This window comes from Pseudomonas sp. MPB26, from assembly GCF_046605355.1.
Lineage (GTDB): Bacteria > Pseudomonadota > Gammaproteobacteria > Pseudomonadales > Pseudomonadaceae > Aquipseudomonas > Aquipseudomonas cedrina.
Genome location: NZ_CP176793.1, coordinates 4205193 through 4224436, shown reverse-complemented (window position 1 = coordinate 4224436; position 19244 = coordinate 4205193). Strand labels below are relative to the sequence as shown.

The following is a 19244-nucleotide window of genomic DNA, read 5'->3' as shown; positions in this document are numbered from 1 at the left end:
ACCGGCATCAGTACTTCTTGATGTCAGCCTTGGTTTCCAACTGCTTGCGGTAGGCCGCGAAATCCTGCTGGCCGATACGGGAGGCGAGGAAGCGGCGGTATTGCGCCTTTTCTTCGTCCGTTGGGGCAGCGGCTTCGTTGACACCGTTCAAGCGCACAATCACCAGGCTGCCGTCAGCCAGGGTCACGGTGGTGAAGGTCGGCTTGTCCTTGGCCGCAGGCTTGGGCATGCGAAACAGGGCTTGCAACACGGCAGGGTCGATCGCTTCCTGGCTACGGGTAGCCGCTTCAGTGACCTTCCACGCCTGACCGTCTACCGGCTGGTTCAGCGGGGTCTTGCCATCACGCAGGCTGGCGATCAACTCGTCGGCATGGGTCTTGGCAGCCGCGCTGGCGCGTTCCTTGGCCATCTGCGTGCGAATCGCCGCGGACACGCTCTCCAGCGGCAGTTGCGCGGGTTTGCGGTGCTCTTTGGCACGCAGCACGATGATGGTTTCCGGGTCCAGCTCGATGGCGCTGCTGTTGGCACCCTCATTGAGCACTTCAGGGCTGAACGCAGCAGTGACCACAGCACGGTTGGCCGCAACACCTTCGCCACCTTCACGGCCAAACGGCGCGGAGGTGTGCACGGTCAGCTTCAGGTCGGAAGCCGGCTGGGCCAGGTCGGACGCCTCGAATGCCGCATCTTCCAATTGCTTGGTCGCTTCGACAAAACGCTGCTCAACCTGCTGGGTCTTGAGCTCCTTGGTCAGCTTGTCCTTCAGGCTGGCGAACGTCGGCACTTGCGGTGCTTCAACGCCCAACAGCTTGATCAGGTGCCAACCGAAAGTGCTGCGCACCGGCGCCGAGACCTGGTCCTTGTTCAACGCATACAAGGCGGTCTCGAAGTCCGGGTCGTACACGCCAGGGCCGGCAAAGCCAAGATCGCCGCCCGTGTTGGCCGAACCTGGATCCTGGGAGAACTCCTTGGCCAGGGCTTCGAACTTCTCGCCCTTGGCCAGGCGCGCCTGGATTTCTTCGATCTTGGCCTTGGCTTGCGCGTCGCTGACCTTGTCGTTGACTTCGATCAGGATGTGCGCCGCGCGACGCTGTTCAGCAAGGTTGGCGGTTTCTTTCTGATAGGCAGCCTGCAGCTCCTCGTCCTTGACGCTGACCTGGTCGAAGAAGGAAGACTTCTTCAGTTCCAGGTAGTCGATGACCACTTGGTCAGGGGTCATGAACTCTTTGGCGTGCTGGTCGTAGTAAGCCTTGACCTCGTCGTCGGTGAGTTTCACCGCCGCCGGGTTGGCCTTGATGTTGACCGTGGCGAAATCGCGGGTCTGCTTTTCCAGACGGGCGAATGCCAGTACTTCGGCGTCGGTCACGAAACCGCTGCCGGCGATGCCTGCGCGAACCTGGCCGATCAGCATTTCCTGGGTCAGCATCTGACGGAATTGCAGACGGCTGTAGCCCAGTTGACGAATCACCTGGTCAAAGCGTTCTGCGTTGAATTTGCCTTCCACCTGGAATTCCGGCGTCTGCAGGATCACCTGGTCCAGCGCGGCTTCAGAGAAGCCAAACTTGGAATCGGCGGCGCCTTGCAGCAGCAGCTTGCGATCGATCAGGCTTTTGAGGGCCGCCTCGCGCAGCAGCTTTTCGTCCAGCAGGGAAGCATCGAAATCCTTGCCCAGCTGTTGCATCAGCTGGCGACGTTGCATGTCGACAGCCTGGCTCAGTTCGGTCTGGGTGATTGCCTCACCGTTGACCTTGGCCACGTCCTGCTTACTGTTACCCGAAGCCTGGAAAATGGCTTCGATACCGGTGAACGCCATCAATGCGACGATGATCCCGATGATGGTCTTGGCAATCCAGCCTTGTGAATTGTCCCTAATATTTTGCAGCATGCGTCCCCCAGAAACGGTTGAACTTCAAAAATAGGCAACCGTGGAGCGTGGGTAGAGTCCGGATAGAAGAAAGGCGCATCCGAGGATGCGCCTTCTCGTAACTGGCGGAGCGGACGGGGGTTTGAACCCACACCCCCGGCGTGGCGACCCGATGGATACGTGGGTCGGCTGCCGCTCCGCTGCCAGGCCGGACCTGCGTCCGACCCGGGTAGGTAAAGGCTTGATCGGAGCTTAGTTAACGGCTTCTTTCAGGGCTTTGCCGGCTTTGAAACCTGGTTTCTTGGCAGCAGCGATTTGCAGTGCTTTGCCAGTCTGTGGGTTACGGCCAGTGCGAGCTGGGCGATCAGTCACAGAGAACGTACCGAAGCCTACCAGTACCACGGAGTCGCCGGCCTTCAGAGCGCCAGTGACGGATTCGATTACTGCATCCAGCGCACGGCCGGCAGCAGCTTTCGGGATATCAGCGGATGCAGCGATGGCATCAATCAGTTCCGACTTGTTCACTCTAAGTCCCCTTATATATCTATTGAGTATAATTCTAAGTTTTTTGGTAAAAGCAAAAACCAGTGCCGAATGGCCTACAGACACTTAAGAGCCGCTTTATAACAAGGGCTCTAAAAAGCTGTCAAGGAAGCCCCCAGGCTTATTCGCATTAATGCGTGCTAATTCTTTCCTTGGAATCAGACTCGCGTTTTTCATCTTTCGCGACAATCTCCGGAGCCACATCCGGCAAGGGCTCCGGCGCGTATTGCAGCGCAATTTGCAGGACTTCGTCAATCCATTTAACCGGTTTAATCTGAAGATCCTGCTTGATGTTGTCAGGAATTTCCTTCAAGTCGCGAACATTCTCTTCCGGAATGATCACCGTCTTGATACCGCCACGGTGTGCGGCGAGCAATTTCTCTTTCAGGCCACCAATCGCCAATACCTGGCCACGCAGGGTAATTTCCCCGGTCATTGCGACATCGGCGCGCACCGGAATGCCGGTCAATGCCGACACCAGTGCCGTGCACATGCCTACGCCGGCGCTGGGGCCGTCTTTGGGCGTCGCGCCTTCCGGCATATGGATGTGGGTGTCGTGCTTCTCGTGGAAGTCCAGAGGGATCCCCAGGCTCCGGGCGCGGCTGCGCACCACGGTCTGCGCGGCGGTGATGGATTCGACCATCACGTCACCCAACGAACCGGTCTTGATCAGTTGACCTTTGCCCGGAATGACCGCGGCTTCGATGGTCAGCAATTCGCCGCCCACCTGAGTCCATGCCAGCCCCGTGACCTGCCCGACCTGATCCTGTTGTTCGGCCAGACCGTAACGGAATTTCTTCACGCCCAGGAAGTGTTCCAGGGAGTCGGCAACCACCTTCACAGAGAAGCGTTTTTCCAGCGAGTGTTCCTTGACCGCTTTACGGCAGATCTTCGCGATCTGGCGCTCCAGGCCCCGTACACCTGCTTCGCGGGTGTAGTAACGCACGATGTCGCGGATCGCTTCGACATCAATTTCGATCTCGCCCTTCTTCAGACCGTTGGCCGAAATCTGCTTGGGCGCGAGGTATTTGACGGCGATATTGATCTTCTCGTCTTCGGTGTAACCCGGCAGACGAATCACTTCCATCCGGTCCAGCAACGCCGGCGGGATGTTCATGGAGTTGGAGGTGCACAGGAACATTACATCGGAGAGGTCGTAATCGACTTCCAGGTAATGGTCGTTGAAATTGTGGTTCTGCTCCGGATCGAGCACTTCGAGCAGGGCAGATGCCGGATCGCCCCGCATGTCGCTGCCCATCTTGTCGATTTCATCGAGCAGGAACAGCGGGTTGCGCACGCCGACTTTGGTCATCTTTTGAATCAATCTTCCTGGCATCGAACCGATGTACGTCCGGCGATGACCACGAATTTCCGCCTCGTCACGCACGCCACCCAGGGCCATGCGCACAAACTTGCGGTTGGTTGCACTGGCAATCGACTCGGCCAGGGAGGTTTTACCAACGCCGGGCGGACCGACCAGGCACAACACCGGACCGCGAATCTTCTTCACGCGCTTTTGCACGGCGAGGTATTCGAGGATGCGTTCCTTGACCTCTTCAAGACCATAATGGTCGGCATCGAGGATTTCTTCGGCACGGGCCAGGTCCAGGCGCACTTTGGTCTGGGCCTTCCACGGCACCTGCACCAGCCAGTCGATGTAGGAGCGCACCACGGTGGCTTCGGCCGACATCGGCGACATTTGCTTGAGCTTGTTCAGCTCGGCGGTGGCTTTGGCCAGGGCGTCTTTGGGCAGACCGGCGGCATCGATGCGCTTTTTCAGCTCTTCGATCTCGTTGTGGCCTTCCTCGCTGTCGCCGAGTTCTTTCTGAATGGCCTTCATCTGCTCGTTCAGGTAGTACTCGCGCTGGCTGCGCTCCATTTGTTTCTTCACCCGGCCACGGATGCGCTTTTCGACCTGCAACAGGTCAATTTCCGCATCCAGCAGCGCCAGCACATGTTCAACACGGGCCGACAGGTCGATGATCTCGAGGATGTCTTGCTTCTGCTCGATTTTCAGCGCCATGTGCGCCGCCATGGTATCAACCAGACGACCAGGCTCATCAATGCTGTTGAGGGAAGACAGGACTTCAGCCGGGACCTTCTTGCCCAACTGCACATACTGCTCGAACTGCGAGAGCAGGCTGCGTACAAAGACTTCGGACTCGCGCTCAGGGGCTTCGACTTCGTCGATCAGCGCCACTTCGGCGCGCAGGTGGCCATCCACCTCCATGAAGCGCTCGACCGCACCGCGTTGCTCGCCTTCCACCAGCACCTTGACGGTGCCGTCAGGCAGCTTGAGCAGTTGCAGCACGGTGGCAACGGTACCGACGCGATACAGGGCATCTTCGCCTGGATCATCGTCAGCAGGATTTCTCTGGGCCAACAGCAGGATTTGCTTGTCGCCCGTCATCGCGGCCTCGAGGGCTTCGATAGACTTCTCGCGCCCCACGAACAGCGGGATAACCATGTGCGGATAGACGACGACATCACGCAACGGCAGGAGAGGCAATTCAATGGTTGTCTTCATGATTTCGCCTCTATGACAGTTGAAAAATAAGCATGAAACCAAGATGGGGGCTGCATGCAAAAAAAACAAGCTTATTGCCAGCAGTTAAACGCAGTAAACACTCAGGCGTAAAAAGCGCCGTAAAAACAAAGGGGCCCCTGGAGGCCCCTTGTTTACACCGAACCTGCAAAACGCTTACGCGTCTGGCGCAGCCTTGGCAGCCGGCTCACTGTTTTCGTAGATATACAGTGGCTTGGACTTACCTTCAATGACGCTTTCGTCGATCACCACTTTACTCACCTCGGACTGCGAGGGGATTTCGTACATGGTGTCGAGCAACACGCCTTCAAGGATCGAACGCAGGCCACGTGCACCGGTCTTGCGCTCCAGTGCCCGCTTGGCCACTGACTTGAGTGCGTCGGTACGGAACTCGAGGTCCACGCCTTCCATCTCGAACAGCTTGGCGTATTGCTTGGTCAGGGCATTTTTCGGCTCGGTGAGGATCTGGATCAAAGCCGCCTCATCCAGCTCGTCCAACGTGGCCAGGACCGGCAGACGACCGACAAATTCCGGGATCAGACCAAACTTGACCAGATCGTCAGGCTCGACTTCACGCAGGGACTCGCCCACCTTCTTGCCTTCTTCCTTGCTGCGCACTTCGGCACTGAAACCAATGCCGCCGCGCGTCGAGCGCTGCTGGATAACTTTCTCCAGACCGGAAAACGCACCACCACAGATAAACAGGATGTTGCGCGTATCGACCTGCAGGAATTCCTGTTGCGGGTGCTTGCGACCGCCTTGTGGCGGTACGGAAGCCACCGTGCCTTCGATCAGCTTCAACAGGGCTTGCTGCACGCCTTCACCGGAAACGTCCCGGGTGATCGACGGGTTGTCCGACTTGCGCGAGATCTTGTCGATTTCGTCGATGTAGACAATACCCATCTGGGCCTTCTCTACGTCGTAGTCGCACTTTTGCAGCAGTTTCTGAATGATGTTCTCGACATCCTCGCCCACGTAGCCAGCCTCGGTGAGGGTGGTGGCGTCGGCGATGGTGAAGGGAACGTTCAGCAGGCGAGCGAGGGTTTCTGCAAGCAGGGTTTTACCCGAGCCTGTAGGACCGATCAGCAGGATGTTGCTCTTGCCGAGTTCGACTTCGTCGCCTTTCTTGTCACGCTGGTTCAAGCGCTTGTAGTGGTTGTACACCGCTACGGCCAGAACCTTCTTTGCACGCTCTTGACCAATCACGTACTGGTCAAGGATGCCGCTGATTTCTTTAGGCGAAGGCAATTTATGCGCGCTGCTTTCGGCCTGGGCTTCCTGCACCTCCTCACGGATGATGTCATTGCACAGGTCGACGCACTCGTCGCAGATAAAGACCGAGGGGCCGGCAATCAACTTGCGTACTTCATGCTGGCTTTTGCCACAGAAGGAGCAATAAAGCAGCTTGCCGTTGTCCTCGCCGTTGCGGGTGTCAGTCATTCGTTCGATCCAAATCCGATAGGCTTGCAACACAAGATGAAGGCTTATGCGAGCTTTTTCAAGCCCGCCAGTGGTCGGACATGCCGACCAGCCCTATTTTGAGCAGCTTATATTAAGCGGGGCGCTGGCTGATTACTGCGTCGATCAACCCGTATTCACGTGCGGCTTCAGCGCTCATGAAGTTGTCGCGGTTGGTATCGCGCTCGATTTCTTCCAGAGTGTGCCCGCTGTGCTTGGCCATCAGCGTGTTGAGACGCTCGCGAATAAACAGGATTTCCTTGGCGTGGATTTCGATGTCCGACGCCTGGCCCTGGAAACCGCCCAGTGGCTGGTGAATCATGACGCGCGAGTTCGGCAGGCAGTAACGCTTGCCTTCGGCACCTGCGGTCAGCAGGAACGCGCCCATGCTGCACGCCTGGCCAATGCAGGTCGTCGAAACATTGGGCTTGATGAACTGCATGGTGTCGTAGATCGACATGCCCGCCGTTACCGAACCGCCTGGGGAGTTGATGTAGAGATGGATGTCCTTGTCCGGGTTTTCCGCTTCAAGGAACAGCAGCTGCGCACAGATCAGGTTGGCCATGTAGTCCTCTACCGGGCCCACCAGAAAGATCACTCGCTCCTTGAGCAGGCGGGAGTAGATGTCGTAGGCGCGTTCGCCACGAGCGGACTGCTCGACAACCATCGGGACCAGGCCGCCAGCGGCCTGGATATCAGAGTTCTGCTGAATATAGGAATTACGGAACATGCTCTGCAGTTACTCCCAAATAGTCATGTCTTGAAAACGCATAAGCCAGCGCGAGGCTGGCTTATGGTTGAATTTCCAACGAGTTGGACAATCAGTCGGCTTGTGCTGCTTCCGCCGGCTTGACTGCTTCTTCGTAAGAGACCGCTTTATCGGTCACCTTAGCCTTCTGCAGAACAGTATCCACAACTTGTTCTTCCAGCACAACCGAACGTACTTCGTTCAGCTGCTGGTCATTCTTGTAGTACCAGGACACGACCTGCTCGGGCTCCTGGTAGGCAGAAGCCATTTCCTGGATCATTTCGCGAACGCGGTCTTCGTCAGGCTTGAGGTCGAACTGCTTGACCACTTCAGCCACGATCAGGCCCAGCACGACACGGCGCTTGGCTTGCTCTTCGAACAGCTCGGCAGGCAGCTGGTCAGGTTTGATGTTGCCACCAAACTGCTGGACCGCTTGGACGCGCAGGCGATCCACTTCGTTGGACAGCAGAGCCTTAGGCACCTCGATCGGGTTGGCGGCCAGCAGACCGTCCATGACCTGGTTCTTGACCTTGGACTTGATGGCCTGGCGCAGCTCGCGCTCCATGTTCTTGCGAACTTCAGTGCGGAAGCCTTCGATCCCGGTTTCCTTGATACCGAACTGAGCGAAGAATTCTTCGTTCAGCTCAGGCAGCTTAGGCTCGGAAACGCTGTTGACGGTCACGGTGAACTCGGCGGCTTTGCCGGCCAGGTCCAGGTTCTGGTAGTCAGCCGGGAATTCCAGGTTCAGAACGCGCTCTTCGCCGGCCTTGGCGCCAACCAGGCCGTCTTCGAAGCCCGGGATCATGCGGTTGGAACCCAGCACCAGTTGAGTGCCCTTGGCGGAGCCGCCAGCGAATACTTCGCCGTCAACCTTGCCAACAAAATCGATGTTCAGCTGGTCTTCGTTCTGGGCGGCACGCTCGGCCACTTCGAAACGGGTGTTCTGCTTACGCAGGATTTCCAGCATGTTGTCCAGGTCCGAATCAGCGACTTCGGCGCTCAGGCGCTCGATTTCGATGCCTTCAAAACCGGCCACTTCAAACTCGGGGAACACTTCGAACGTCGCAACGTACTCCAGGTCCTTGCCCGCTTCCAGGGACTTGGGCTCGATCGACGGCGAACCAGCCGGGTTCAGCTTTTGCTCAACCACTGCTTCGTAGAAAGAAGCCTGGATCACGTCGCCGACAGCTTCCTGGCGCGCATCGGCACCAAAACGACGCTTGATTTCGCTCATCGGCACTTTGCCTGGACGGAAACCAGCGATCTTGGCCTTCTGGGCAGTCTGCTGCAGACGCTTGTTGACCGCAGTCTCGATACGCTCAGCCGGCACGGTGATGCTCAGGCGGCGCTCGAGAGCAGTAGTATTTTCAACAGAAACTTGCATGGATATTCCTCGTTGCACAGACGTTAGCCGGCCATTTCCGACCCCAATCAAGGGCATGCATTCTAGTGGGTCAAACTCAAGAAGTCACCCTACTGAAAATACGCCCGAAAACAGCCGGCAATTTATCGGTACGAAGGCACGAATGCACCTCGCCCCGGTGACAAATACTGCCAAGTACGCCAGGGCTCTGCGCCGCCCTTCCCTAATATGGAAGATGTCGTCATCCAGCACTCTGGCGGCCAGCCCCCGAACAGGGCCGGCAGGCAACGCGGCATCATCGAGACACATAAATACGATGAAGCGCCCTGCCGTAGCGGCCCAATCACTGCAGCCGCTGGATATTCGAACCGCTGAAACCAAAAAAGGCGCCAGACTGTTAAATCTGGCGCCTTTCGAATATGGGGTGGACGAAGGGGATCGAACCCTCGACAACGGGAGTCACAATCCCGTGCTCTACCAACTGAGCTACGCCCACCATATTGCGTTAACAAAGAAACCAAACCACTTCTTTGTCGAGCCCTGCCCTGCCTTTCGACGGAGCCAAGCTTTATTTGGTGCGGATGAAGAGACTCGAACTCTTACGCCTCGCGGCGCTGGAACCTAAATCCAGTGTGTCTACCAATTCCACCACATCCGCGCTTGAAGCTCTTAAAGCAAAGGCGCCAGACGGTTAATCTGGCGCCTTTCAAATATGGGGTGGACGAAGGGGATCGAACCCTCGACAACGGGAGTCACAATCCCGTGCTCTACCAACTGAGCTACGCCCACCATCTAACGCTACTTGTGCCAAAGCTGCCTAATGGCGCACCCGGCAGGACTCGAACCTGCGACCATCCGCTTAGAAGGCGGATGCTCTATCCAGCTGAGCTACGGGCGCCTTATTAATCTGTACTCTTGGAGGATTACAAACTAAGTGCTTCCAGCCTTGCAGAACAACACTCTATTCTGCTTGACCTTCTCAACCAGTGCTAGGCTGTGCCCGACAAGTGCGACGAATAGTATAGACGCCCTCGAAACCCGTCAAATCTTTTTTAAAAAAAACTGATTTTATTTAAGGGCTTAGGGCAATTTGCGGACCAAGCGCCTTTGCCCTCACGTCCTGGCATGCGAGAATGCGCGCACTTTTCTTCCCCCTCTCGATGGTTAATCACGCGTAATGACTGCACAACTTATCGACGGCAAATCAATCGCCGCCAGCCTGCGCCAGCAGATCGCCAAACGAGTCACCGAGCGCAGCCGGCAAGGCCTGCGCACGCCTGGCCTCGCGGTGATCCTGGTCGGCAGCGATCCTGCCTCTCAGGTTTATGTCTCGCACAAGCGTAAAGACTGTGAAGAGGTCGGCTTTATTTCCAAGGCCTACGACTTGCCTGCCGAGACCACCCAGCAGGCGCTTACCGACCTGATCGACGGCCTCAACGACGACCCGAAGATCGATGGCATCCTGCTGCAACTGCCACTGCCCGAGCACCTGGACGCCTCCAAACTGCTGGAGCGCATCCGCCCCGATAAGGATGTCGACGGTTTCCACCCTTATAATGTCGGCCGCCTGGCCCAGCGTATCCCGCTGCTGCGCCCGTGCACCCCGAAAGGCATCATGACCCTGCTGGAAAGCACTGGTGTCGATTTGTATGGCCTCGATGCCGTGGTGGTCGGCGCATCCAATATCGTCGGCCGCCCGATGGCGATGGAACTGCTGCTGGCCGGCTGCACCGTGACCGTCACCCACCGCTTCACCAAGGACCTTGCCGGGCACGTTGGCCGCGCTGACCTGGTTGTGGTCGCCGCCGGCAAGCCGGGGCTGGTCAAGGGTGAGTGGATCAAGGAAGGCGCCATCGTCATCGACGTTGGGATCAACCGCCAGGACGACGGAAAACTGGTGGGCGACGTGGTGTACGACACCGCCCTGCCACGCGCCGGCTGGATCACCCCCGTGCCAGGCGGTGTCGGCCCGATGACCCGCGCCTGCCTGCTGGAAAACACCTTGTACGCCGCAGAGACCCTGCACGGGTAATAACCAGGCGTACTGAAAAAGCCCTGCTTTATCGCAGGGCTTTTTATTGCGTTTAATAAACCCTTTTTTCTTAGTTTTTAGTCACTTTCATCGGGTTCCAGAAGAACATTCGACAGTTTCTGATCCATACTCCTAGAATGTAACGGCATTTATCAAAAAACCGTTTCCAAACGGCATTCATTACCTTTTTAGCGAGTTCATCCGCGTGAAAATTCGTCTTTCTCTTGTCAGCCTGTTTTTTGCTCTCACAGGCACCTTCGCGCACGCCGCCGAAACCACCCAGGCCCCGCGTGACACCTCCAAACTGCAGATCGCTTCCGGCAGTGCCATGCTGGTGGACCTGCAAACCAACAAGGTCATCTATGCCAGCAATCCTGACGTGGTGGTGCCCATCGCCTCGGTGAGCAAATTGATGACCGGCCTCATTGTGCTCGAGGCCAAGCAGAATATGGACGAATACATCGACATCAACATCAGCGACACGCCGGAGATGAAGGGTGTGTTTTCGCGCGTGAAGATCGGCAGCCAGATGCCGCGCAAGGAAATGCTGCTGATCGCCCTGATGTCTTCGGAAAACCGCGCCGCCGCAAGCCTGGCGCATCATTATCCGGGTGGCTACGCGGCCTTTATCGCGGCGATGAACGCCAAGGCCAAGGCGCTGGGCATGACCAGCACCCACTATGTCGAACCCACCGGCCTGTCGATCCACAACGTATCCACCGCCCGCGACCTGAGCAAACTGCTGGCCGCCGCGCGCCACTATCCGCTGCTCAGCCAACTGAGCACCACGAAGGAGAAGACCGTGTCGTTCCGCAAGCCCAACTACACCCTGGGCTTCTCCAACACCGATCACCTGATCAACCGCGCCAACTGGGACATCAAGCTGACCAAGACCGGTTTCACCAACCAGGCCGGCCACTGCCTGGTGCTGGTGACCAGCATGGGTAACCGCCCGGTATCGTTGGTGATCCTGGACGCCTTCGGCAAATTCACCCACTTTGCCGATGCCAGCCGTATCCGCAATTGGGTCGAAACCGGCAAGAGCGGCTCGGTGCCGGATGTGGCTTTGCGCTACAAGGCCGACAAAAACCTGAAGAACCGCGCGAACGCTGCAGAAGTTCGTCGATAAACACGCAATATTATGTGGGAACGAGCTTGTGTGGGAGCTGGCTTGCCTGCGATAGCATCACCGCGGTATCACTGAAACACCTCGGTGCCTGCATCGCGGGCAAGCCCGGCTCCCACATTGGATCAGCGCTGTTTCAGCATTTACTTGCGCTCTTCCAACACCTTGAGTGCTTGCGCCGCCGCGCGCTCCTGCCCCGCCTGGGCAGTGGCATTGGCCGAATCCCGCCAGAGTTGCGCATCCACGTTGGCCGGCAACTGGCTCGGGCGCTGGGTGAGGATCGCCCAACTCCCGGCACTTTTCCATTTCGACTCAAAGTCGCTGAAGCTCATTTGCAGGCGGCGGTCCATGCCCGAGCGCAGCAACACGGTGCTTTTCTGCTGATTGAACCCCAGCACGACCACGTAGCGCGCGTCAGACCACATCCCGCCGCCGATCCGCGCCATCACCGGGTAACCCGCCGCCACTTGCGCCAGCACCGCAGTCAGCTTGGCATCCAGCGGATACACCATCAGCCCGTACTCGCGCGCCAGCACTTGCATGTTGCGCGCAAGGTCGGCTTCGGCGCCCGGCAAATGCAGCGGTTTATCCAGCAGCCCCGGTGTCATGACAATGCCTTGTTGCGACAGCATGCTGGCTAAAGACGCGGGACCGCCCTGGTAAGCCTCGCCGCGAAAGGTCGGCACGCCATTGAGTTCGACACGCTCGGGCAAGCCCGCCAGCCTCGATGGGGTGGCGGAACAGGCTGCGAGCCCCAAGGCACAGGCCAGCAATACGGATGTTTTAAGGTTCGACCGTAACCGCAATTTTCTACTCTCTTGATCAACTGCCGGTAAAGGCCTTGATCATAGGGCGCCCCGACATGCGGGTATAGCCTGCAGGCTTACTAAAGGGCGCGGATAGAGCAAAGAAGTTGGACCGACACGACCATTGGTCAATAGCAGGCAACCGCCGGCTGGCTAGACTGTCCATTGAGAAGACTGTGTGTGCCCCCTGCGGGGCGAAAGGAGGCCCGGATGAGCCTTGCAACAACGATTTTCCTGTTGATCTGCGGTTGGTTGTCGGTCGCCGGCGCCATGTTGTGGGGGGTGCTGCGTATTACCCGCAGGCACCACCACGCCCACGCCAAACCCGCTTCGCCCGCCAAGCCCCACAAGGCAGCGGTGCATCACGCCTAGCCAGGCATGCAATTGAAGTCCTGGGTGGCCGCGACTTCCTTGCCGTGGCCATCCTCCAGGGACGCGCGCACGGTGGTACCCAGACTGGACTCCACCAGGGTGTAATGTTCGCCCGCCTTGAAATGCTTGTACTCGACCCGGCCCTGGCAGTCCTGCTGGTTGTCGTCACCGGGTTCCTCCTCGAATAACGTCACATCCAGGCGATGATCCCCCGGCGTCACTTCAAAAAAACGTCCGTCATCGACGCGTTTTCCGTCTACCCGCTCAGCCATCAGATCGTTCGGGGCTTCTTCCTTCAAGCCAATCCACGCTTCGCTCGGGTCCGCCTTGGGGATGGGGCCGGCGCACGCCGATAACAGCAGCGCAGCACCAAGGGCGGGAATCAACAACAAGGGTTTGAGTGACATGGCAGGGCTCCAAAAAAAACGATGTGTGCGATGGGCTGCAAGCTTGGTGAGCGAACCGGCGCAGGACAAATGAATCCTTGTGAAACGATCTTCAGGCCCTGCCTAAATGTTCCTTCACCTGGCTGAAAGGTGCGTGTTAGGTGGGTCGCGCAAGACTGCCGGGGTTTGCAACCCTGCACCAAGGAGGTTCACGCATGCTCGGGCTGGTAAAGACCGCACTGCACAAGCCGTACACGTTTATCGTGTTGGCCATCTTCATCTGCATCATCGGGCCGATGGCGGCCCTGCGTACCCCCACTGACGTGTTCCCGGATATCGGCATCCCCGTGGTCGCCGTGGTGTGGCAATACAACGGCCTGTCGCCGGATGCCATGGCCGGTCGGGTGATCTACACCTACGAACGCTCCCTGAGCACCACCGTCAACGACATCGAACACATCGAGTCGCAATCGCTGCCCGGCATGGGCATCGTCAAGATCTTCTTCCAGCCCGGCGTGGATATCCGCACCGCCAACGCCCAAGTCACGGCGGTGTCACAAACCGTGCTCAAGCAGATGCCGCCGGGCATCACGCCGCCGCTGATCCTTAACTACAGCGCTTCCACGGTACCGATCCTGCAGATGGCGTTCTCCAGCCCGAGCCTGTCGGAAGCCAGGATTCGCGACCTGGTGCAGAACAACATCCGCCTGCCGTTGAGCGCCCTGCCCGGCCTGGCCATGCCGACACCCATGGGCGGCAAGCAACGCCAGATCACCCTCGACCTCGACCCGCAGGCACTGGCCGCCAAAGGCCTGTCGGCGCAGGATGTGGGCAACGCCCTGGCGCTGCAGAACCAGATCATCCCGGTGGGCACCGCCAAACTCGGTCGCAACGAATACACGATACTGCTCAATAACAGCCCCAAGGCGATCGATGAGCTCAACGACCTGCCGATCAAGACCGTCGATGGTGCGCTGATTACCATCGGCCAAGTCGCCCACGTGCGCGACGGCTCGCCGCCGCAGACCAACATCGTGCGCGTCGACGGCCACCGCGCGGTGCTGATGCCGGCATTGAAAAACGGCAGCATCAGCACCCTGTCGATTATCGACGGCATCCGCGGGATGTTGCCGCGCATCAACGAAACCCTGCCACCGTCGCTGAAGACCTCGCTGCTGGGCGATGCCTCGGTGTTCGTCAAGCAATCGGTGGGCAGTGTGGCCCAGGAAGGCATCATTGCCGCGCTGCTGACCAGTGCGATGATCCTGCTGTTCCTTGGCAGTTGGCGCTCGACCCTGATCATCGCCGCATCGATCCCCCTGGCCGTACTCGCGGCCATCGCGTTGCTGGCGGTGTCCGGGCAAACCCTCAACGTGATGACCCTCGGCGGGCTGGCCTTGGCCGTGGGGATCCTGGTGGATGATGCCACGGTAACCATCGAGAACATCAACTGGCACCTGGAACAAGGCAAGGCGGTGAAGACCGCGATCCTCGACGGCGCCGCTCAAATTGTCGGCCCGGCGTTCGTCTCGTTGCTGTGCATCTGCATCGTGTTCGTGCCGATGTTTCTGCTGCAAGGCATCGCCGGCTACCTGTTCCGGCCAATGGCCCTGGCGGTGATCTTTGCCATGGCCAGTTCGTTTGTCCTGTCGCGTACGCTGGTGCCGACACTGGCGATGTTCCTGCTCAAGCCGCATACGCCGGAGCAAGGCGCCGGGCATCACCCCGAAGATCAATTCATCAATCATCACGAAGGTGAACAGCATCAGAAACCGCGCAACGCCGCACTGCAATCATTGTTGAATTTCCAACAGGGTTTCGAACGCCGTTTCTCGGCTATCCGCGATACCTATTACGGTTTGCTGACCTTGGCGCTGGGTAATCGCAAGCGCTTTATCCTCGGATTTCTTGCCTGCGTACTCGCCTCCTTCCTGCTGCTGCCGAGCCTGGGCCAGGATTTTTTCCCGCCCACCGACGCCGGCGCCCTGGCCCTGCATGTGCGCTTGCCGCTGGGTACGCGCATCGAGGAAAGCGCTGCCGCCTTCGACCGCATCGAAGCGCGCATTCGTGAAGTGATTCCCGCCGAAGAGCTCGACACCATCGTCGACAATATCGGCATCCCGCTGAGCGGCATTGACATGGCCTACAGCAGCAGCGGCACCATCGGTCCGCAGGATGGCGATATTCAGATCAGCCTGAAAAAGCACCACGCGCCCACCGCCGACTACGTGAAAAAACTGCGCGAAGCCTTGCCGCAAAGCTTCCCCGGCAGCCACTTTGCGTTCCTGCCCGCTGACATCAGCAGCCAGATCCTCAACTTCGGCGCCCCTGCCCCGCTGGACGTGAAGATCTCCGGGCGCAGCGATGAAGAGAACCGCGCCTATGCGGTGGAACTCGAACGCCGCTTGCAACACGTACCGGGCATCGCCGATCTGCGTATCCAGCAGTCCACCGGCTACCCTTCGTTACAGGTCAACGTCGACCGCATGCGCGCCAATGGCCTGGGCATAACCGAGCGCGACGTGACCAACAGCATGGTTGCCTCACTCGCTGGCAGTTCGCAGACCGCGCCGACTTTCTGGCTTAACCCGGCCAACGGCGTGTCGTACTCCATCGTCGCCGCCACCCCGCAATACCGCCTCGACAGCTTGCCCTCGCTGGAAGCCCTGCCGGTGACTGGCGCCGACGGCCAATCGCAGATCCTTGGCGGCGTGGCCACCATTTCCCGCGTGCAAAGCCCCGCGGTGGTGACCCACTACAACATCGAACCGACCCTGGACCTGTACGCCAACGTACAAGGCCGCGACCTCGGCGGCGTGGCGCGCGATGTGCAAAAAGTACTGGATGACACCGCGTCGCTGCGCCCCAAGGGCGCGGTGATCAGCCTGCACGGGCAGATCGATGCGCTGCATGAGGCGTTCAGTGGCTTGAGCCTGGGCCTGCTCGGCGCGGTGGTGCTCATCTACTTGCTGATCGTGGTCAATTTCCAATCCTGGGCCGACCCGTTTGTGATCATCACCGCGCTACCGGCGGCGCTGGCGGGAATCGTGTGGATGCTGTTCCTCAGCGGCACCTCGTTGTCGGTACCGGCGCTGACCGGGGCCATCCTGTGCATGGGCGTGGCCACCGCCAACTCGATTCTGGTGGTGAGTTTCTGCCGCGAACGCCTGGCCGACCATGGCGATGCGTTGAAGGCTGCGCTCGAAGCCGGCTACACGCGCTTTCGCCCGGTGTGCATGACCGCCCTGGCGATGATCATCGGCATGCTGCCCCTGGCGATTTCCGAAGAGCAGAACGCCCCCCTCGGGCGAGCCGTGATCGGTGGTTTGATCTTCGCCACCCTCGCCACGCTGTTGTTTGTTCCCGTGGTCTTCAGCCTGGTCCACGGTCGTCACCCTACTCGCGCAACTGCTGGAGAAACGCCTCATGTCGTCTGATCACAAACCCTCGCGCAAGCGTCTGATGCTCATGGGGGCGGGTGGCCTGACCCTGGCCGCCCTATTGGTCGCCAACGGCCTGCACGCCCGCACGCTGCACAAACGATCGGTGAGCGCCTGGACCGAAACCGCCGCCGTCGCGCAAGTCATGGTGTTCCAGCCGCAACAGAACGTTGCCGGCGATACCCTGCGCTTGCCTGCGCACCTGGAAGCCTGGAGCAAGGCGCCGATCCACGCCAGGGTCAGTGGCTATCTGAAGGACTGGAAGGCCGACATCGGCAGCCAGGTCAAGGCCGGGCAGATTCTCGCCGAGATCGACAGCCCCGATCTCGACCAGCAACTGGCCCAGACCCACGCGCGCCTGGTACAGGAGCAAGCCAATGCACGCCTGGCCGAAACCACCGCCACGCGCTGGCAGCACCTGCTGGCCAGCCACTCGGTGTCGCGTCAGGAGGCCGACGAAAAAACCTCCCATGCCGCCGCGGCCAAGGCCAATGCCGAAGCCGCCGCTGCCGACTACGCCAGGCTCACCGCGCTGGAAAGCTACAAGACCCTACGCGCGCCGTTTGCCGGCACCATCACCGCGCGCAACACCGATATCGGCCAGTTGATCAAGGCCGACAGCGACAGCGATCCAGAGCTGTTCAATCTGGCCGACACCCACCAATTGCGCCTGTATGTGCCGGTACCGCAGAACTACGCAGGCGTTATCCGCCCCGGCCTTGAAGCCGAGCTGAGCGTGCCCGAACATCCCGGCGAACACTTCAAGGCCCGCCTGATCGGCGACTCCACCGCCATCGACCGGCGCTCCGGAACCCTGCTTGCGCAGTTCGTGGCAGACAACCCCAACGGGCAACTGCTGCCCGGCGATTACGCCGAAGCCACCTTGCCGATTCCAGCGGACACCCATGGGGTGAGCATCCCGGCCAGCGCGTTGATCTTCCGCGCCCAAGGCACCCAAGTGGCGTTGCTGGACGCGCAGAACCATGTGCATCTGCAGGGCATCCACATCGGCCTGGACCTGGGCGAGCGCCTGGTGGTCGACCAGGGCCTGAAACCCACCGACCGCGTGGTCGACAACCCGCCCGACGCCCTGCGTGAAGGTGACCCAGTGCAACTGGCCAACGCCTCGGGAGGTATGCATGCGCCCGCGGCTTAAACCCATCGCAGCCTTGATGCTGCTGGCGTTGCAAGGCTGCTCGCTGGCGCCCGCTTACAAGGCGCCAACGGTTGACCTGCCCACCCACTATCGCGAACAGACCAGCGATGGCCCTTGGCACAGCGCGCAACCGTGCGACCTACTGGCGCCCGAGTGGTGGAAACTCTACAACGACCCGCGCCTGGATGACCTGCAACAGCAACTGCTCAAGGCCAACCCGGACCTGGCAGCGGCACTGGCGCATTTCGATGCGTCCCAGGCGTACGCCAGCCAATTGCGGGCCGGGTTGTTCCCGCAGGTCTCTGCCAGCGCGCAACCCCTGCGCCAGCGCCAATCGGACTCACGGCCACTGCGCGGGAGTACGCAACCGTCGGTGTACAACAGCGACACCGCCGGTTTTTCGCTGGGCTACGATCTGGACCTGTGGGGCAAAGTCCGCAACCAGGTGGCCGCAGGCGATGCCCAGGCGCAGGCGTCTGGCGATGACTTGGCCGCTGCGCGCCTGAGCCTGCAGCATCAGTTGGCAACCTTGTACGTGCAGCTCAACGGCCTGGACGCACAGGCGCGGATTCTCAACAGTTCGCTGCAGGATTTCAGCCAGGCGCTGCAACTGACCCGCAGCCGCTATGAAGGCCAGATTGCATCGGAGCTGGACCTTACTCGTGCGCAAAACCAGTTGGCTCAAGCCAAAGCGCAATGGGATGACGTGCGCGGCCAACGCAACCTTACCGAGCATGCCATCGGAGAATTGGTGGGTGTGGCCGCCAGTGATTTCACATTGGCGCCGAGCCAAGGGTTAATGAAACTGCCGAAGATTCCTGCGCAGTTGCCAAGCCACCTGCTGCAACGGCGCCCGGACATCGCGGCGGCGGAACGCCGGGTGTTTGCCGCCAATGCCAATATCGGCGTGGCCAAGGCGGCGTGGTATCCGGATTTCAGCCTGACCGGGCTGATCGGCGGGCAGACGCAAGGCGTCGGCAATCTGCTGTCGGCGAGCAATCGCTACTGGGCGCTGGGGCCGCTGGTCAATATGCCGATCTTTGATGGCGGCCGACTGAGCGCCAATGAGCGCCAAGCCAACGCCGAGTTTGAAGAAGCCTCGGCGCACTACCGTAGCCAGGTACTCAAAGCGGTGCGGGAGGTGGAAGACAACCTGGCGCAACTGCGGGACTTGCAGCAGCAAGCGCAGGATGAACAGGCGGCGGCGGATGCCGCGCAGCACACCCAGTCACTGGCGATGAACAGCTATCAAGCCGGGGCGGTGAGTTACCTGGATGTGGTGACCGCGCAGACAGCGGCGTTGCAGGCACAGCGAACATTGCAGGCTGTACAGACGCGGCAGTTGCAGGCGAGCGTGGGGCTGGTGACTGCCTTGGGTGGTGGTTGGCGGCGCTGACTTGCCTCGATT

The 19244-nt window shown here is 59.7% G+C and carries 14 protein-coding genes and 4 tRNA genes; 6 read left to right on the top strand and 12 right to left on the bottom strand.

The window, feature by feature from the left end; translation table 11 throughout:
* Nucleotides 1-7: 7 nt before the first annotated feature.
* The 10 genes from ACLH0H_RS19570 to ACLH0H_RS19525 all read right to left on the bottom strand — a co-directional run bounded on the left by ACLH0H_RS19570 (nucleotide 8) and on the right by ACLH0H_RS19525 (nucleotide 9416).
* Nucleotides 8-1882: a SurA N-terminal domain-containing protein gene (locus tag ACLH0H_RS19570; protein ID WP_411379264.1), complete on the bottom strand. Its 1875-nt coding sequence runs from the start codon at nucleotides 1880-1882 to the stop codon at nucleotides 8-10.
* Nucleotides 1883-2113: 231 nt separating this feature from the next.
* The gene (locus ACLH0H_RS19565; RefSeq protein ID WP_003174819.1) at nucleotides 2114-2386 is read right to left on the bottom strand and encodes an HU family DNA-binding protein; all 273 of its coding nucleotides are present in this window, start codon (nucleotides 2384-2386) and stop codon (nucleotides 2114-2116) included.
* Nucleotides 2387-2534: 148 nt separating this feature from the next.
* Nucleotides 2535-4931, bottom strand: coding sequence for an endopeptidase La (lon, locus tag ACLH0H_RS19560; RefSeq protein WP_186693519.1), 2397 nt, complete (start codon nucleotides 4929-4931; stop codon nucleotides 2535-2537).
* Between the two features lie 174 nt (nucleotides 4932-5105).
* Nucleotides 5106-6389 carry an ATP-dependent Clp protease ATP-binding subunit ClpX gene (clpX, locus tag ACLH0H_RS19555; protein ID WP_010209414.1) on the bottom strand — a complete coding sequence of 428 codons (1284 nt, stop codon included), beginning with the start codon at nucleotides 6387-6389 and terminating at the stop codon, nucleotides 5106-5108.
* Nucleotides 6390-6501: 112 nt separating this feature from the next.
* The gene (gene clpP, locus ACLH0H_RS19550) at nucleotides 6502-7137 is read right to left on the bottom strand and encodes an ATP-dependent Clp endopeptidase proteolytic subunit ClpP (protein WP_076950893.1); all 636 of its coding nucleotides are present in this window, start codon (nucleotides 7135-7137) and stop codon (nucleotides 6502-6504) included.
* Nucleotides 7138-7228: 91 nt separating this feature from the next.
* Nucleotides 7229-8539, bottom strand: a complete 1311-nt coding sequence (gene tig / locus ACLH0H_RS19545; protein ID WP_186693521.1) for a trigger factor — start codon at nucleotides 8537-8539, stop codon at nucleotides 7229-7231.
* 399 nt (nucleotides 8540-8938) lie between these two features.
* Nucleotides 8939-9014 (bottom strand) — tRNA-His (locus ACLH0H_RS19540).
* A gap of 77 nt (nucleotides 9015-9091) precedes the next feature.
* Nucleotides 9092-9176 (bottom strand) — tRNA-Leu (locus ACLH0H_RS19535).
* A gap of 55 nt (nucleotides 9177-9231) precedes the next feature.
* A tRNA-His gene (locus ACLH0H_RS19530) sits at nucleotides 9232-9307 on the bottom strand.
* Between the two features lie 32 nt (nucleotides 9308-9339).
* A tRNA-Arg gene (locus tag ACLH0H_RS19525) sits at nucleotides 9340-9416 on the bottom strand.
* Between the two features lie 279 nt (nucleotides 9417-9695).
* Between ACLH0H_RS19525 and folD the strand changes: the two genes are divergently transcribed.
* Both folD and pbpG read left to right on the top strand, forming a co-directional pair.
* Nucleotides 9696-10550, top strand: a complete 855-nt coding sequence (folD, locus tag ACLH0H_RS19520; RefSeq protein ID WP_076950896.1) for a bifunctional methylenetetrahydrofolate dehydrogenase/methenyltetrahydrofolate cyclohydrolase FolD — start codon at nucleotides 9696-9698, stop codon at nucleotides 10548-10550.
* A gap of 205 nt (nucleotides 10551-10755) precedes the next feature.
* Nucleotides 10756-11679 (top strand): D-alanyl-D-alanine endopeptidase, encoded by a 924-nt coding sequence (gene pbpG, locus ACLH0H_RS19515; protein ID WP_411379263.1) that lies wholly within the window; start codon nucleotides 10756-10758, stop codon nucleotides 11677-11679.
* Between the two features lie 140 nt (nucleotides 11680-11819).
* Here the strand turns inward: pbpG and ACLH0H_RS19510 are convergent, their stop codons facing one another.
* Nucleotides 11820-12482 carry a peptidase C39 family protein gene (locus ACLH0H_RS19510; protein ID WP_411379262.1) on the bottom strand — a complete coding sequence of 221 codons (663 nt, stop codon included), beginning with the start codon at nucleotides 12480-12482 and terminating at the stop codon, nucleotides 11820-11822.
* 210 nt (nucleotides 12483-12692) lie between these two features.
* On the opposite strand from ACLH0H_RS19510, the gene ACLH0H_RS19505 reads away from it, so the two are divergent.
* Nucleotides 12693-12854: a hypothetical protein gene (locus ACLH0H_RS19505; RefSeq protein WP_411379261.1), complete on the top strand. Its 162-nt coding sequence runs from the start codon at nucleotides 12693-12695 to the stop codon at nucleotides 12852-12854.
* Here the strand turns inward: ACLH0H_RS19505 and ACLH0H_RS19500 are convergent.
* On the bottom strand, nucleotides 12851-13261 hold the full coding sequence (locus tag ACLH0H_RS19500; protein ID WP_076950899.1) for a hypothetical protein: 411 nt from the start codon (nucleotides 13259-13261) through the stop codon (nucleotides 12851-12853). The genes ACLH0H_RS19505 and ACLH0H_RS19500 overlap by 4 nt on opposite strands.
* 194 nt (nucleotides 13262-13455) lie before the next feature.
* Here ACLH0H_RS19500 and ACLH0H_RS19495 point away from each other — a divergent pair, with 194 nt between their 5' ends.
* Genes ACLH0H_RS19495 through ACLH0H_RS19485 form a run of 3 tightly spaced genes read left to right on the top strand, consistent with a single transcriptional unit; the run spans nucleotide 13456 to nucleotide 19232 of the window.
* Nucleotides 13456-16677, top strand: a complete 3222-nt coding sequence (locus ACLH0H_RS19495; RefSeq protein ID WP_411379260.1) for an efflux RND transporter permease subunit — start codon at nucleotides 13456-13458, stop codon at nucleotides 16675-16677.
* Entirely contained in the window at nucleotides 16667-17836 is a 1170-nt protein-coding gene (locus ACLH0H_RS19490; protein ID WP_411379259.1) for an efflux RND transporter periplasmic adaptor subunit, read from the top strand. Before ACLH0H_RS19495 ends, ACLH0H_RS19490 begins: the two co-directional genes overlap by 11 nt.
* On the top strand, nucleotides 17820-19232 hold the full coding sequence (locus ACLH0H_RS19485; RefSeq protein ID WP_411379258.1) for an efflux transporter outer membrane subunit: 1413 nt from the start codon (nucleotides 17820-17822) through the stop codon (nucleotides 19230-19232). The genes ACLH0H_RS19490 and ACLH0H_RS19485 overlap by 17 nt, the downstream gene beginning before the upstream one ends.
* Nucleotides 19233-19244 lie beyond the last annotated feature (12 nt).